The sequence below is a fragment of the Clostridium sp. UBA1056 genome (assembly GCA_002316385.1).
GTDB lineage: Bacteria > Bacillota > Clostridia > Clostridiales > Clostridiaceae > Clostridium_J.
The window spans coordinates 195,154-211,656 of record DCDL01000024.1; the positions used below are offsets into that span (position 1 = coordinate 195,154).

14 protein-coding genes are annotated in these 16,503 nt (G+C 28.1%); 10 read left to right on the forward strand and 4 right to left on the reverse strand.

What is annotated here, in order from left to right; genetic code table 11:
• Nucleotides 1-248 precede the first annotated feature (248 nt).
• Nucleotides 249-992, forward strand: coding sequence for a glucosamine-6-phosphate deaminase (gene nagB / locus B3W71_RS07945; protein WP_346888404.1), 744 nt, complete (start codon nt 249-251; stop codon nt 990-992).
• 74 nt (nt 993-1,066) lie between these two features.
• On the opposite strand, the gene B3W71_RS07950 is transcribed toward nagB, so the two are convergent.
• Nucleotides 1,067-2,284: a 6-phosphofructokinase gene (locus B3W71_RS07950; protein WP_346888405.1), complete on the reverse strand. Its 1,218-nt coding sequence runs from the start codon at nt 2,282-2,284 to the stop codon at nt 1,067-1,069.
• Nucleotides 2,285-2,556: 272 nt separating this feature from the next.
• Here B3W71_RS07950 and B3W71_RS07955 point away from each other — a divergent pair, with 272 nt between their 5' ends.
• The 5 genes from B3W71_RS07955 to ppaX all read left to right on the forward strand — a co-directional run bounded on the left by B3W71_RS07955 (nt 2,557) and on the right by ppaX (nt 8,484).
• Nucleotides 2,557-3,549 carry a WG repeat-containing protein gene (locus tag B3W71_RS07955; protein WP_346888406.1) on the forward strand — a complete coding sequence of 331 codons (993 nt, stop codon included), beginning with the start codon at nt 2,557-2,559 and terminating at the stop codon, nt 3,547-3,549.
• A gap of 89 nt (nt 3,550-3,638) precedes the next feature.
• On the forward strand, nt 3,639-4,580 hold the full coding sequence (locus B3W71_RS07960) for a dipeptidase (protein WP_346888407.1): 942 nt from the start codon (nt 3,639-3,641) through the stop codon (nt 4,578-4,580).
• A gap of 100 nt (nt 4,581-4,680) precedes the next feature.
• Entirely contained in the window at nt 4,681-6,936 is a 2,256-nt protein-coding gene (locus B3W71_RS07965) for a VIT and VWA domain-containing protein (RefSeq protein ID WP_346888408.1), read from the forward strand.
• A gap of 179 nt (nt 6,937-7,115) precedes the next feature.
• The gene (locus B3W71_RS07970) at nt 7,116-7,847 is read left to right on the forward strand and encodes a hypothetical protein (protein WP_346888409.1); all 732 of its coding nucleotides are present in this window, start codon (nt 7,116-7,118) and stop codon (nt 7,845-7,847) included.
• Nucleotides 7,848-7,854: 7 nt separating this feature from the next.
• The gene (gene ppaX / locus B3W71_RS07975; protein ID WP_346888410.1) at nt 7,855-8,484 is read left to right on the forward strand and encodes a pyrophosphatase PpaX; all 630 of its coding nucleotides are present in this window, start codon (nt 7,855-7,857) and stop codon (nt 8,482-8,484) included.
• Between the two features lie 374 nt (nt 8,485-8,858).
• Here the strand turns inward: ppaX and B3W71_RS07980 are convergent, their stop codons facing one another.
• Nucleotides 8,859-10,115, reverse strand: a complete 1,257-nt coding sequence (locus B3W71_RS07980) for a D-alanyl-D-alanine carboxypeptidase family protein (protein WP_346888411.1) — start codon at nt 10,113-10,115, stop codon at nt 8,859-8,861.
• A gap of 177 nt (nt 10,116-10,292) precedes the next feature.
• On the opposite strand from B3W71_RS07980, the gene B3W71_RS07985 reads away from it, so the two are divergent.
• The 3 genes from B3W71_RS07985 (at nt 10,293) to B3W71_RS07995 (ending at nt 11,973) form a co-directional block, all read left to right on the forward strand.
• Complete coding sequence (locus B3W71_RS07985; RefSeq protein WP_346888412.1) at nt 10,293-10,925, forward strand: CoA pyrophosphatase; 633 nt, start codon at nt 10,293-10,295, stop codon at nt 10,923-10,925.
• A 41-nt stretch (nt 10,926-10,966) separates the two neighbouring features.
• A complete protein-coding gene (locus B3W71_RS07990; protein WP_346888413.1) occupies nt 10,967-11,566 on the forward strand; it encodes a hypothetical protein in 600 nt (199 codons plus the stop codon).
• Nucleotides 11,567-11,760: 194 nt separating this feature from the next.
• The gene (locus B3W71_RS07995) at nt 11,761-11,973 is read left to right on the forward strand and encodes a hypothetical protein (protein ID WP_346888414.1); all 213 of its coding nucleotides are present in this window, start codon (nt 11,761-11,763) and stop codon (nt 11,971-11,973) included.
• 165 nt (nt 11,974-12,138) lie between these two features.
• Here the strand turns inward: B3W71_RS07995 and B3W71_RS08000 are convergent, their stop codons facing one another.
• Nucleotides 12,139-12,525 (reverse strand): hypothetical protein, encoded by a 387-nt coding sequence (locus B3W71_RS08000; RefSeq protein ID WP_346888415.1) that lies wholly within the window; start codon nt 12,523-12,525, stop codon nt 12,139-12,141.
• Nucleotides 12,526-12,560: 35 nt separating this feature from the next.
• Nucleotides 12,561-14,039 carry a nicotinate phosphoribosyltransferase gene (locus tag B3W71_RS08005; RefSeq protein ID WP_346888416.1) on the reverse strand — a complete coding sequence of 493 codons (1,479 nt, stop codon included), beginning with the start codon at nt 14,037-14,039 and terminating at the stop codon, nt 12,561-12,563.
• Between the two features lie 169 nt (nt 14,040-14,208).
• Between B3W71_RS08005 and B3W71_RS08010 the strand changes: the two genes are divergently transcribed.
• Nucleotides 14,209-16,221, forward strand: a complete 2,013-nt coding sequence (locus B3W71_RS08010; RefSeq protein ID WP_346888417.1) for an ATP-dependent helicase — start codon at nt 14,209-14,211, stop codon at nt 16,219-16,221.
• Nucleotides 16,222-16,503: the final 282 nt, after the last annotated feature.

Below are 16,503 nucleotides of genomic sequence, written 5' to 3' on the forward strand. Positions count from 1 at the left end.
ACATAATTAATAAAATTTAGAAGAGTGGAATTTAAACAGTCTTTCATATTATCTGATGGCAAGAATAGATAATAGTAAGATAGATCATTTATTTTCTACTCTTTTTTTATTGTAATAAGTTATTAAGTCTAATAATTTAATTAGGCAATATATGCTATAATAAGGTATAAATTTTCTTAGGTACCAAATTAAGACTAAGTAATATATAATGTTTTGTGATTATACTTAAGCGCAGAGGAGGAATAAAAATGAATATCATAAAAGCAGAAGATTATCAGAGTATGAGTAGAAAGGCTGCTAATATAATTTCTGCTCAAGTTATCCTTTACCCAGATTCTGTATTAGGGCTTGCCACTGGCTCCACACCTTTAGGCATATATAAGCAGCTAATTGAGTGGTACAATAAGGGGGATCTTGATTTTTCAAAGGTACATAGTGTAAATTTAGATGAATACTATGAATTGTCACCAGAGCATAATCAAAGCTACAATTATTATATGAAGGAAAATTTCTTTAAGCACATCAATATACCATTAAATAATACTCATATACCTAATGGACTTGCCTCAGATATTGATTTAGAGTGTAGTAGATATGATAAGTTAATTTCAGATTTTGGAGGTATTGACCTTCAGCTTTTAGGAATAGGTCATAATGGTCACGTAGGATTTAATGAGCCCAATGAAGAATTTGATAAAACCACCCATAAGGTTAAATTAAATCAAAATACCATTGATGCCAATTCGAGATTTTTTAGTAGTATTGAAGAGATGCCTAAGTATGCTATTACTATAGGAATAAAGGCCATTATGCAGGCCAAGAAAATTCTTTTAGTAGTAAACGGAGCTAGTAAAGCGGACATTTTATATACAGCTCTTTTTGGAACAATTACACCGAAAGTTCCTGCGTCCCTATTGCAACTACATCCTAATTTAACTGTTATTGCAGACAAAGAGGCTATTTCCACTATTGAAAAAAGAGTTAAACTTTAATTTATATAAGGAGTGATTTTCTAAATTAGAAACCACTCCTTTATAATAAGTAAAATTAGTTATATTCTACTATACTATTTTATTATAAAAGCATATTTAGGAAGTCCATTTTCATATTGAACTTTTGGTTCTCCCATAATTAAAGGTAATGCATATTCATAGGCTTCCTTAGTTACATTATTACCTTCTTCATTAATCCATTCCTTAGGGAAGTATTTTATAGAGTTTGCTACTTTAGAAGTGTGTACAGCAAAGGTTTCTGACTTATATGGAGCACTAGAAACACGCTTAATACCTATCATATTACCACTTTCACCTTGAGCTGAATATTCTAATGCAGCAAAGCCACAGTTAAAAGCTTCATCAATATCAGTTTGAGAAGCAATATGCATTGCACAACGTTGCATAGTTGAGAGTTCTATAGCTCTTACTTTTTTACAAACTCCATTTTCAGTGATTAGATTTTTAATATATCCACAAACGCCACCTAATTGAGCATGACCAAATTTATCTAGACCAGTGCAGCCCATTTCACCAAGGAAAGTACCATCAGCGGTTCTTATTCCTTCAGAAACTACTACAACTACAGAATTTTTTTCTTCCAATTTTTTAGATACATCTTTTAAAAATTTATCTTGATCAAAGGCAACTTCAGGAAGATAAATTAAATCTACAACTGGCTCTCCATTTAATGTAGCAACACAGGAACTAGCGGCAAGCCATCCTGTATCACGGCCCATTGCTTCAATGACAAATACGTTCTTTGCACTATAAACACTAGAATCCAATTTATTTTCTAAAGCTATAGTCGCTATAAATTTAGCAGCACTTCCAAAGCCAGGAGTGTGGTCCATTACAGGAAGATCATTATCTATAGTCTTAGGAATTCCAAAGAATTTTACAGGAAGGTTATGCTCTTTTGCATAATTACTAAGCTTATGGACTGTATCCATAGAATCATTTCCACCAATATAAAAAAAGGTATCAATTTCATACTTCTTGAAGATTTCAAAAAGTTTTATGTATTCCTCTTTATTATCTTCATAGGTTTTTAATTTATATCTACAAGATCCAAGTCCTGATGAAGGAGTATAAATTAACCTATCAATAACGTCTTTATCAACATCAGAAAGATTTATCATATTTTCATTTAAAATACCTTCAATACCGTTAATACCTGCATATACATTGTCAAAATAATGTAGTTCTTCGTTTGACTTAAATACGCCCATGGCACTGGCATTTATTACAGAAGTAGGCCCACCAGATTGAGCTACTATACAATTTTTCATATACTTAAACACTCCTTTATATTATGTAGAGATTTCTACACTTATTATTCCATCTTTTTAATTATAATATAAATTATAATTACTAACAATTAGTATAAGTAAATAGTTATTATATTAATAATATATAAAGTGTGAAATAATAATGGATAAATAGTTAAATCTATATAAAAGGGTACCTTTAATTAGGATATTATAAGACTTTTTATTCGTATAAATGGTATAATATTCATATATTAATTAAAATATATTAATTTAAATAAAGGAGAAAAATAATGAAGATATATCCGATTGAAATAGAAGAAAAGTATGGTTATATAGATGAAAGTGGAAGGACAATAATCCCTTTTACTTTTGATTTTGCAGATGAATTTGAAGACGAAATGGGCTTTGTAGAAGTTGATGGATTATGTGGCTTTATAGATAAGAAAGGAAAGTATATAATAAAACCAAAATATCATGATATAAACTATTTTAATGAAGGTATGGCATTAGTAGAAATAGATCATAGATATGGATATATAGATTTAAATGGTAATGAAGTAGTATCTATAAAGTATGAAGAAGGAATGGGATTTACTGAAGGGCTTGCTGCAGTAAAAGTGTTAGGAAAATGGGGATATATAAACAGAGAAGGTAAGATGATTATATCGCCAACCTTTGATGAAGCTAATGAGTTTGAGAGTAATGGATTAGCTATAGTTAGAGAAGGAGACAAATATGGGTATATAAATAAGGAAGGTAAATGCGTCAGTGGATTTATTTATGAATACGCTAATAATTTTAATGAAGGCTTAGCTAATGTGGGATTCCATGGAAAAAATATCTTCATTGATGAAAAATTTAATACCAAGATAGAGAGTGATTTTGATTTTACTAATGAATTTTTTAATGGGCTAGCAGCTGTATCAATAGAAAATTTATGGGGATATATAAACAGAGAAGGAAACTTTATAATTGATAGGAAATACAGCTGGGCGGACAACTTTAATACTGAATATGCAGCAGTTTCTGTAGAAGATAAATATGGCTTTATAGATAGAAATAATAATATAATAATACCTATAGAGTATGATAATGTATTTGAGTATAGTGAAGGCTTATTTTCTGTAGAAATTAATGAAAAGTGGGGATTTGTGAATTTAAAGGGTGACATGGTGATAAAACCTCAATTTGATGAAGTAGATAATTTTTATGATGAAATATGCAAGGTTACAGTAGATGAAAAAGAAAGATATATAAATAAAGAAGGAAAATTTATATTATAATAAGTGAATGATATAGGCCTTTATAGTAAATATAGTTATGATCTAAAATTAAATACAAAATATAGTTTTATAGTTAAGGGGAAAGTAATATGAATATAATTGATTTGCATTGTGATACAATTGAACATCTAACCGATAATAAGGACATGGAATTAAAGAAAAATAATTTAGCTATTGATTTAGAAAAATTAAAAAGAGGTAATTCCTTAGCACAGTTTTTTGCTTTATTTATTGATTTGTATGAACAACCTAAAGCATTTAATAGAGCTATGGATATGCTAAATAGATTTTATGAAGAGATAGAGAAGAATAATCATGAAATAAACGTAGCAAAAAATTATGAGGATATTAACAAAAATAGAGAAGAAGGAAAAATATCAGCTTTTCTGACTATAGAAGAAGGAGAAGCTATAGAAGGCTCTCATAAAAACTTGAGAAATTTTTATGATTTAGGAGTAAGGCTTATGACTTTAACCTGGAATTATGAAAATAGCATAGGTTATCCAAATTGTAAGGAAGAGTTTAGAAATAAAGGATTAAAGAACTTTGGATTAGAAACCGTTGAAGAAATGAATAAGTTAGGAATGATTATTGACGTTTCTCATCTATCAGATGGAGGTTTCTATGATGTGGCAAGGTATAGTAAGCAACCTTTCGTAGCATCACATTCAAATAGTAGAACTATATGTAATCACAGTAGAAATCTAACTGATGATATGATTAGAGTTCTTAGTGAAAAGGGGGGTGTAACTGGAATTAATTTTGAAAAATCTTTCCTAAGAGAAGGAGGAAGTAAAAGTTCTGTTATAGATATGGTTAAGCACATAAATCATATTTCTAATATTGGAGGAATAGATGTAGTAGCTCTTGGTAGTGATTTTGATGGAATTAATCCTAAGAACTTGGAAATTAGTAATATGGGAGAAATAGATAAGCTTATAATAGAATTACAAAAAGCAGGATATCATGAGAGCAATATAGAAAAAATACTATATAAAAATGCGTTAAGAGTAATAAAAGAAGTTCTCTAATATGAAATAGTTTATAGAAATTTTAATATTATATTATAGAAGTTTTAGACTATTCTAATAAAATATTTATAGGTTACAATAAAAGAAAAGGAGTGAGGTTATGGAATATGGAGAGTTACAAAATAGTGTGTCCCACGGAGAAATTACATTAAAAAAAGTAGATATAGAAGGTAATATTTGTGGAGAGTTTGTTGAATTTACAATAAGTCATATTTATGAAAACATAGGTGAAGATGATGTAAAAGGCATATATACTTTCCCAATACCAGATACTGCCGTCATATCAGGTTTTGAAGCTAATATAGGTGGAAGAGTTATAAAAGGTAAGGTAGAAGATAAAAAAGGTATAGAAAAGATATATGAGAATGTTGGAGAAGATTCTGGAAGCAAGCTTTTGTTAGAAGAATTAAACAAAAACTACTTTAAGATGTCTATTGGCACAATTTTAAAGGGTGAAACTGTAGTTATAAAAATTTCCTATATAGAGGAATTAGTATATGAGCAATCAAAGCTAAAATTAATTATACCTAAGATTGTTCCTCCAGTAAATCCATATAGCCAGAAACAACAGCAACAAGACGAATATAATCTATCTTTAAATTTATTAGTGGAGACCTTTGAAAATGCTAAATTTTATTGTGATACTCACAAGATAAAGGTAGAAGAAGGGGAGAATAATTTATATAAAATAACTTTAGAAGATGACAATCAAATACTTAATAGTGCTATGACAATTTACTTAGAAGAATCTCTAAGTGAAACTAGTGGAATTATATATGAAAATTATAGTGAAGATAACGGAATTGTATATTTGAGATTCCTACCTGAAATTGAAGAAGATGTAGAAGGAAAAAGTGGGAATTATATATTCCTTATAGATATATCTGAATCTATGGATGGAGATAAGATAAAAGAAGCTAAAACAGCTTTACAATTGTGTCTTAGAAACCTATATAAAGGTGATACATTTAATATAGTTGCCATGGGTGATACATTAAAGTATTTCTCAGCGAATAAAAAAGTTGAATTTAATGAAGAAAATCTAAAGGAAGCATCTAAATGGATAGACAAATTATCTTGTGAGAAGGATGCTAGCATATTTGAGGGAATAAAATATGCATTTTTAAATGAAGGAAAGGGTGAAGAAAATACTATTATTCTATTTACTGATGACATAGTTGATGATGAAAAAGAAATTCTTGATTATGTTGAAAAGACTTGTGTAGAAAGTAGAATCTTCCCTTTTGGAATAGATGCATCAGTTAATACTTATTTTATAAATCAGATAGCACGACTTACCTTTGGTAAAGCTGAATTTATTAATAGAAGTATAAGAATTGAAGATGTAATTTTAAATCAATTTAATAGAATAAGAGGTCTACAAATAACAGGTATTGAAATTGATTGGGGCGGAATGAAAGTAGAAAAAACTTATCCTAGAACTATAGAATATATGTATGATGGAGAACCATTTTCAATATTTGCTAAGATCGATGGAGAGCTTGACGGTATTGTTACTCTTAACGGTATGGTTGGAAATAGAAGAATACAAAGAAGAATAAGTTTAACTAAGTTAGATTTAGAAGTTAATGCGAACTTAATTGAAAAGGTTTGGTATAAAAAGAGAATAGAGTCTTTGGAAAATAGAGTTATCTATGAGCGCGGAGAAGTTCATGAAGCTATGAAAAGTAAAATAATAGAGCTATCTACCTATATTGGAATTATAAGTGATGAAACTTCATTTATTCTAATAGAAGAAATTTATGAACCTGTACTAGGTGGGGTTATGAGAAAATTCCTACCAGTTAACGTAGATTTTAACAAGGGTGATACTAATATAATTTCTCCGAAATTCTACTATAGTCAAAGCCTTGATGAATTAGAATTAGATACTTTAAATGATGAGGGAACAGATAAGTCAGAGTTTTTACGTATCTTAGCAACACAACAGTTAGCTAGTGGTGCCTTTGGTAAATCTGTAGAAGATGATGAAATAGATAAGGTTATTTATACTGCTAGAAGTATATTGGCTTTTACTATTCATGGTGAAGGAATAGATATATATAAAAATCTATTAACTAAAGCTATAGTTTATCTTTTAGAAAATTATGAGAAGTTTGTAAGTGATAAAGAGGTTTTAATCTTAACATATCTTGCCCTTAAGTCTTTTGCAGATAAAGTAATAGTTAAGGATAACAAGAAAGTAAAGCTTCTAAATGCAATAAATTCCTTAGAAGATCTTATTAATGAGCTAAATATTGATTTAAGTAAAATTAAAGAACAAATATTAAAAGATATAGAAGGTGCAAAAGAAAAAGATCAGTTAAGTAGACTTATCTATAAATCAATTAAATAGTACTGTCTTAAAAATGAAATGAATTTTAAATAAATATTGAGCTTGTGCTTTAATATAAGTGCAAGCTTAATATTTTACTATAATTAGTAATTATTTTTAGTTAGCCATTGTTTGTAGTATAATTTACTAAATGATATTATTTAAATAGAATATTACTAAGGGAAGGTAGTACATACTTAATGAATAAGCTCACAATTAATAGAGAAGAAAAAGAAATCATGAGAAGTTTTATAAAGAAAGAATTTTGTAGAAGGTATAACATCGATATATACAATTCACTAGATATCATAACCATAGAGAATATTTCTAATTTAATAGATTTGTATGATACTTATGTATTAGATAAGTATTTAACACAAGTCATACCACAAGGAATTAGAGTATCCACATCTAACAGAATGACCTCTAGTGGGGGTAAAACTATATTTTCTAAAGTAGGAAGAGAGTCCAAATACGAGATTAGAATAAGCAATAGGATTATGGAAAGATTTATAGAAGATGATGAAAGTAAAATTGTTTGTGGAATTGAGGCTGAAGATACATTAGAAGCTCTTATGCTTATTTTGGAGCATGAGATATGCCATGTTATAGAATTTAGTAAGTATGGAAATTCTAATTGTAAGGGCAGAAGGTTTAAGACCATGGCCTTTAATTTATTCCATCATAAAAACAGCTATCATGAAATATTAAAAAGTGAAAATAATTTAAATAAAACCAATAATAGATCTTTTTCTAAAGGACAAGTTGTCCAATTTACATATAAGGATATATTACATGAAGGAATAATCAGTAACATTAATAAAAGAGCTACAGTAATGGTTAAGGACGTGAATGGAGCTTATGAAGATAGAAATAGAATTAAATATTCAAAGTGGTATATATCATTAAGTTTACTTATAAGTAAGGAGTAGAAGAAATATGATAAAAGCAATATTATTTGATCTAGATGGCACCATAATAGATACAAATGAGTTAATATTAACTTCCTTTGATTATGTATTAAATAATTATTTAGGATTAAATATAGGAAGAGAAGAGATTTTAGAATCCTTTGGCGTACCGCTTAAAGATGTGATGAATCACTATGAAAAAGAGAGAGCTGAGGAATTAGTTAATGAATACATAAGGTATTCACTAGATAGCCATGATAAATACATAAAATCCTATGATCACGTAGAAGAAGGGCTAATAAAATTAAAAAATAAAGGATTAAAGGTAGCTATAGTTACATCGAAAAGAAGAGGAACAGCTTTAAGGGGACTTAATTGTTTTGATTTAGAAAAATATTTTGATGTAATAATTACTCCAGAGGATAGTAAAAAACATAAACCAGATGGTGAACCTGTTTTAAAAGCTTGTGAAGCTTTAAATGTTAATCCAGAGGAGACTATAATGGTAGGAGATAGCCATAATGATATTTTATGTGGTAAAAATGCAGGCTCTAAAACGTGTTTAGTAAATTATACAGCTTTAGATATAGAAAAAATAAAGACATATAAACCAGATTTTACAATAGATAGGATAGAAGATATTATTGAAATAATTTAAAATAAAAACTGCTTTGAGTTAACTAGATTTTAAGTTGATATTGAGCTATATAATTAAGTTATATGAGAAATCAATATTTACATGAAATCTAGTTTAATTATTTTAGTAGTTTTTATTTATTATGATGTAAAATGCATATATTATATATGAGAGACTCTACTTTATTCATATATATAATTGTCATAATTGAAAATCATCATAACAATAATATCCAAAATTTAGAGTAAATTTAAAACAACATAGTATATAATAATTAAGATTGTATCATTGTAAAAAAATTTTAAAAAGCATTGTGAAAAGGAACTTACAATATAACCATATTAAAAATAAACAAAAAAGATTCTCTATGATTAATTTACATAGAGAATCTTTTTTTATCTATATATACGTCTTTTTTTATTTCTACGATTTCTATTTATTTTAGAAATTATTAATAATACTAAGAATACTACTATTATTAATACTAATAGAGCTAATATATAATAAAGTATATTGCTTTTAATTATATCCATATTAGATATTCCAGAATATACATCATATTGTTTTTCATAGCCCTTTACTGAAACAGTAGTATTTCCGATTGATTTATCTTTGCTTAAGGTCCAAACATTTATTTTTTCAACCTCAGAATTAAGTTCAGGCTCTAAATCTGTAGGATATAAGGAGATATCCTCATGAATAGTAACAGGAATTTTAATTGCTTTCTTTGGACCTATAAGAGGTATAATATTATATTCCATGGTAACTTCTGAAATTTCAGAGTCCTTAGCCTTAAAAACTTCTTTTTGTGCATTAAAACCATAGTTTGATAATTTTGTAGTATCTTCAAAAACTTGAGTATCTACTGGGAAGTTATAATCAGAACCTAATACAATCGTTGCAAGAGTACGTCCATTTCTTTGATATAAAGCTGCTAGACATCTTCCAGATTTTTCTGTATAGCCAGTTTTTCCACCAATATTTCCATCAACACCTATAAGCTTGTTTCTATTTTCAACTATTGCTGAAGGTCCATTAGTTGACTTTACTTCTGATTCTTTTTTATCCATAGTTTCTCTAATCCACTCATTACTATAAGCTGCATCTAATAGTAATGCTAAATCGTATGATGTAGTATAGTGATCATCAGTATTATCATCAAGTCCATTTGGAGTTACAAAATTAGTATTAGTCATACCTAATGCTTTAGCTTTTTCATTCATCATATTAATGAAATTATCCTTTGTTCCACCAACATTTTCAGCAATCATGTAAGCAATATCATTACCTGAATAAAGAAGTAGTATGTCCATAGCATCCTTTGCAGTAAATGTATCACCAGGAGTTACTGGATGAACATTAAGGCCATAAGAGTAAGGAGCCTCATTTAAAGCTGCAGCAGGATAAGTAAGTAAATCTGTTTTACTTTTATTTTCAGCTAATAATAAAGCAGTCATAAGCTTAGTTAGACTAGCTGGCTGTTTTTTTTCGTCGATATTTTTAGAATAGACTATTTCCTTCGTTTCTAAATCCATAATAATAGCTGAAGTACCAACAATTTCAGGTTGACTATCTGCTAGTGCTATGGTTGAGAAAGAAAAGGTAAACACTAAAGTAAAAAATACCCACAATGCTAAAATTCTCTTTTTCACAAGTCATCTCTCCATTTATTATATTTTAGAATTAATTAAGTCCTATTTAGTATACCATTTAGTAGATTTTTCAACAAGGATAAAGAAAAAATATGTTATTAACAATATATTATATTTTTATTATCATTTATTATGATATGCTATAAATAAGTATACAGTTAAAGGAGTAGTGGATATATGACAAACATAAATATTCATACAATAAATAATATATTTAAAGATAGAGAATCTAAACCTATACAATCTATAAAGAAGGCAGCTGTAATGATTCTCTTAGAGGTTATAGATAAGGAAATTTATATAATTTTTCAAGTTAGGGCTAAAAAGTTAAATCATCAGCCAGGGGATATTTGCTTACCTGGTGGAAAGGTTGAACCTGGGGAAACTTTTAAGGAAGCTGCAATAAGAGAAACAATGGAAGAAATGAATATTAAAAAAGAAGAATTTGAAGTTCTAGGTGAAATGGATTATTTTATCTCACCATATAAAATGATTGTGCGTCCTTATATAGCTAAAATTAATACTAGTAATATCAATTATAATAAAAATGAAGTTGATCATATATTTAAAGTACCATTAAAGTTTTTTATTGATACAGATCCATTACTATATAAAATGGACATAGGACCAATTAATCAAGAGGGATTTCCATTTGATTTAATAAATGGAGGGAAGGATTATAAATTTTCAAAATGTATTTTAGAAGAGTATTTTTATCAATGGAATAAGTATGTTATCTGGGGATTTACAGCTCATATTATAAAATCTTTTATAGATATCATAAAAATGGAGATACCGCCATATAAATAAGTAAAGTAAATACTATAATAGCCTTAGGAGGTGTAATATGTATGACAATTAGAAGCTCTGTAAGCATATTAATACAAGACACCATGGATAGACTTGAAGAGATTGGTATCCATAGTATTCTTGTCAGATCTAAGGAAGAAGCTAAAAACTTTATTATGTATCATATCGATATTGGGACTCAGATAAGAATAGATGATTGTTTAGAATTAGAGGATTTAAATTTAGAAAGAGCTATTATAGAAAAGGGAGGCACCATATTAAATAATAAAGAAGAAAGTTTAGAAGCTAAAGAAATCCAAAAAAGAAAACCTGCTATTTCAAAATTAAATTTATATGGTAGTAGCTACATATTCAAGGAATTTAATGAATTTACTCATTATAATATTGAGAGTAATAGTTTATTAAATTGCATTGATGGGGAAAAAACGATAGCCGTTATCAATGCATGCTTAAATGATACATTTTATGACAAGCTACTGCTCACGTATAAGAGAATAGTAGGTACTCATGCCAAAGCTACTAGTAATACTAAGCCACGTATGTTAGATAAAGAAAGTGGTATTATTTCTTTGGACACTATCCAAAGAAATATAGGACAAGAAAATATCAATAATGACATAAGTGTAGTTTTTATAGAGTAAAACTTATAGAAATTATGCAATAAATAATATATAAATATGCATTTCTAGAAAAAATAAAATTACATTTAAAAAAATCTTAAAAACTCCTAAATCAAGAAAAGTAGGTAATAAATCCACTAAAAATACTTTATTTTGCGAAAATTCTCATTTATAATTTAGGTTATTAAATGTATATTTATCTGGGGGTGTTATGATTGGCTAAGTGTGATTTTTTATCAACTTACGATGAGGATGTAGAATGTTCAGAAGATTGTGCTCTTTACAATTGGGCTGAAAATAATAACAAGTGCCCCTTTAAAGAGCTTAAAGGTAAGGGGAGCAAGGTGAAAAGTATCTATGATTATGATTTGTACAAAGAGGATAAGTCGCTACCTATATCTCTTTTGTATAAAGATAGCTACTTATAATTAAATTGTTTTTTATAGATTTTTACTTATAGTATTCTATATATAAAGAGCATTTTAAATTAAAATCTTGTTATGCAAATTAAGAGAGTGTTATTTTAATATATACTTAGCAAATGTATAAATCTCCTAGCCTTACGGTTAGGAGATTTTATTTTATATATTATATTACTTTTGAACTACACTACACCCTGAGCATGATGCACATTTATTTGTTCCTTTTGATCCACATCCGCTACAACCCTTACTCTTAGATTTATTAGTATCAGAAGGCGTGGCTTTTAGATACAAGGAATCTTTTTTTAACACAATGATTATTTCGATAAAGTTATTCACTAAATTCTCATTATAAGCAACATGCAAACCATCTATATTTTCAATAATAGTATAATTAATTCTATTATCTAAAATAATATCAACTTTATTAGTCTTACAACATCCACCGCCTTTAGGTTGACTTAATGCTATACAATCATACTCATCGTGAAATTCTAAGAGTTTATTAATAAAATCAAAGGCATCATTAGAAATTTTTATTTTAAGTTTATTATTCACTAGATATCATACCCTTCATAGATAATATAGTAATATTATTCTTCATATATTGAAGAGTATTCATGTAATAGTGATTCTTTTAAATTCCATAAATTTTTAGATAAATCTACATAGTACTGATGAGGATTTTGTAATCTCCTTATTTCTGACCATAAACTAGCTTTTTCCTTATTACAGAATTCTCTTATATCCATTACAGAAGGACTTTCATAAGTACATACACCCTTATTAAATACTTGTACCATAAGATTTTTTATAACATAGTTTTTAATTCTTTTTCTCTTCCAAGTATAATTAGGATCAAATAAATCTAGCGGTCTATTGCTATCAAACTTTTCGTCACCCAAAGCAATTAAGTCTGCTATAGCTTTATTAGTTTTCTTGTCATAAACTCTATAAAGAGATTTAAAACCAGGATTAGTAATTTTCTCTACATTTTCACTGATTTTGATTTTAGGAACAATTGCACCATCTTTTTCAATAGCAACAAGTTTATATACACCACCAAATACTGGTTCACTTCTTGCAGTTATTAATCTTTCACCAACACCAAAGCTATCAATTTTGGCACCGTTATCAAGAACAGCTTTAATTATAAATTCATCTAGAGAATTAGAAATGGTTATTTTTACATCCTCATAACCAGCTTCATCTAACATTTTTCTAACTTCTATAGATAGATAAGCAATGTCTCCACTATCAATTCTTATAGCTTTAGGTCTTTTACCCATAGGTTTTAAAACTTCATCAAAAACCTTTATAGCATTAGGAATACCAGATTTTAATACGTTATATGTATCTACTAAAAGTACTGTATTATCTGGGTAAGTCTTAGCCCATGCTGCAAAAGCTTCATATTCATTATCAAAAAGCTGAATCCAAGAGTGAGCCATAGTTCCAGTTACAGGTACGTTAAATAACTCATCTGCCATAGTACAAGCGGTTGAATTACAACCACCAATAATTGCAGCCCTAGCTCCATATAAAGCACCATCATAACCCTGAGCTCGTCTAGAACCAAACTCCATAACAGATCTACCACTAGCAGCTTCACAAATTCTTGCTGCTTTAGTAGCAATTAAAGTTTGATGATTTATTGTTAATAGTATCATAGTCTCTATAAACTGAGCTTCCATTATTGGACCCCTTACAGTTACAAGTGGTTCATTAGGGAATACAGGAGTACCCTCTGGAATTGCCCATACATCACAACTAAACTTAAAGTTAGCTAAGTAATTTAAAAATTCTTCACTAAATATAGCTTTACTTCTTAGATATTCTATATCTTCATCAGTAAACTTAAGATTAGTTAAATATTCAATTAATTGTTGAACTCCTGCCATTACGCAGTATCCACCACCATCAGGAATCTTCCTAAAAAACATGTCAAAATAAGCTATGGTATTTTCTACTTCATTATTTAAATAACCATTAGCCATAGTAAGCTCATAAAAATCTACTAGCATAGTAAGATTTCTTTGGCTTCTTAGGTCAAGTCTAGTAATTGTATCCATTTTTAGTTCTCCTCACTTATTTAAACCATAAAATTCTATAAATTCTCCATGGGTTAACATTTACATCTTATATATCGTACCATAAGAAAACTTCCATTTCTATAGTATATGGACAAATAATATGGTAATATTATTAAATTGAAAGTATATAAAAGGAAAGATCTATATTATGATAAAAAATAAATATAACAATTTAAGTGAAGAGCAATTAACAGCTATTAACTGTGAAGATGAAAATATAATAGTCAGTGCAGGTCCTGGAAGTGGAAAAACTGTAGTTATTGTAAATAGGGTTTACAATCTTATAAACCATAAAAATATATCACCTAGAAATATAGTTATAATAACTTTTACTAAAGCAGCAGCAGCTAATATGAGAAATAGATTTTTAGCTATAGATAAAAAGAAAGTAAGTCCCTTTTTTGGAACCTTTCATGGACTTTGTTATAAAATATTAAAGGCCTATTACGGGGATATAAATATAATAGAATCTTGGGAAAGCTACAGAGTGGTTAAAAGTTTTTTAACTACATATGTGGAAGATGTTAGTGAAGATAGAGTTAAGGAATACATAAATGCTATATCTATTTATAAATGTAAGGGGGAGTATAGTAGAGAAGGAACTAATCAAATTGATAAGGAACTTTTAAAAAATTGTGTTAATTTTTATGAATCTTATAAAAAAGAAAAGTCTCTGCTTGACTTTGAGGATCTACAGTTAATGTGTAGAGATTTATTTAATAAGAATAGCTCCCTATTAAATTCATATCAAAATCAATTTAAACATATATTAGTTGATGAGTTTCAAGATAGTGATGATGTTCAGGTTGAAATATTAAAGCTTTTAAATAAAAATAACAACTTATTTGTAGTAGGTGATGAGGATCAATGCATATATAGTTTTAGAGGTGCTAATCCATCTTATATAGTAAACTTTAAAGATATGTTTGAAAATGGAAAAACTTTATACCTATCCACAAATTATAGATCTAGAAAAAATATAGTAAGTTTATCTATGAAATCTATAAAAAATAATAGGGTTAGAACCTCAAAGAATATTAAGTCAAATAAAATAGATGAGGGTTTAATAAAGGTTCAAGGAGTTAGAGATGAGATAGCTCAAGGCACATATATAAGTGATTATATTCTTAAGCTAAAGGAAACGGAAAATTATAGTTTTAATAACTTTGCAGTGCTATATAGAACTAATATAGAAAGCAGAAGTATAATCGACAGCTTTATAAGAAAGAGAATTCCTTTCACATTACTAGATAGACAGTATAATTTCTTCTCACATTTCGTATGTGAAGATATACTAGCTTATTTAAAACTAAGTATATATCCATTAAATGTGGATAGCTTTACTAGAATAATAAATAAACCTTATAGGTATATTAGCAAGAATAGTATAGAAGAAGTAAAAAAGAGTACTGGATTAGGTAGTCCATTTGTTAAGTTAAAAAACTTGGAGAGTATCCCTGTGTTTCAATTAAAGATAATAGATAAACTTGAAAGGGATATTGCTAGCTTAAATAAAATGTCGCTATCTACTGCAGTGGATTTTATAATAGGTGACTTACTGTATCATAAATATCTAGTAGAATATTCACAAAAGTATAAGTTATCCATAGAAGATTTAGAAAATGTACTAAATGAATTTAAAGAAAGTATAAAAGGTTTTAAAAATATTAAGGAATTTTTAGAACATGTAAATACAGTGGAAGAGGAGACTAAGAAAGCTAGTACTAGAGATAAAGAGAAAAATGAAGGTGTAATTCTTAGTACTATCCATGGCGTGAAAGGTATGGAATTTGATACAGTATTTATGATTAATGCTATAGATGGATTTATTCCCTACAAAAACAATGATATAGAAGAAGAAAGAAGACTGTTTTATGTAGGAGTTACTAGAGCTATTAATAATGTAGTGTTTCTTGTTCCTCAATTCATGATGGGAGAAAATAGAAATAGGTCTCAATTTTTATCTGAGTGTAAAATAGAAGAGGAAATATTAGAAAGGGTCAAATTTAAAGTAGGAACAGCTGTATTACATAAGTTTTATGGAAGAGGAATTATAACACTCTTAGATAAAAGTAATATTTCTATTAAATTCTCTGATTTAGAGAGAAAATTTGACTTTGATATCCTTATATCTAATGGGCTTATGGATATTGAAGAATAGTAAGGGATAATAAAAATTGATGTTCTAGTGTATATAAACATATATTCGTTTCGTACCTTTTTTAATTAAATTTTGTATTGAGGTATGGAATGATTTATAAGTTTGATAAATTGTTTGTTACATTTTTCGATAATAAGAGTGACTATTATATATACAAAAGCACTTTAAAAGACCCCACATTTATAACCAGACATATATTACATGGAGAAAGATTAGATTTAATAAATAAAAAAAGCATGATGAGTTTAGTGTTTCTTACAGATTGTTTATATAAAACTCTTA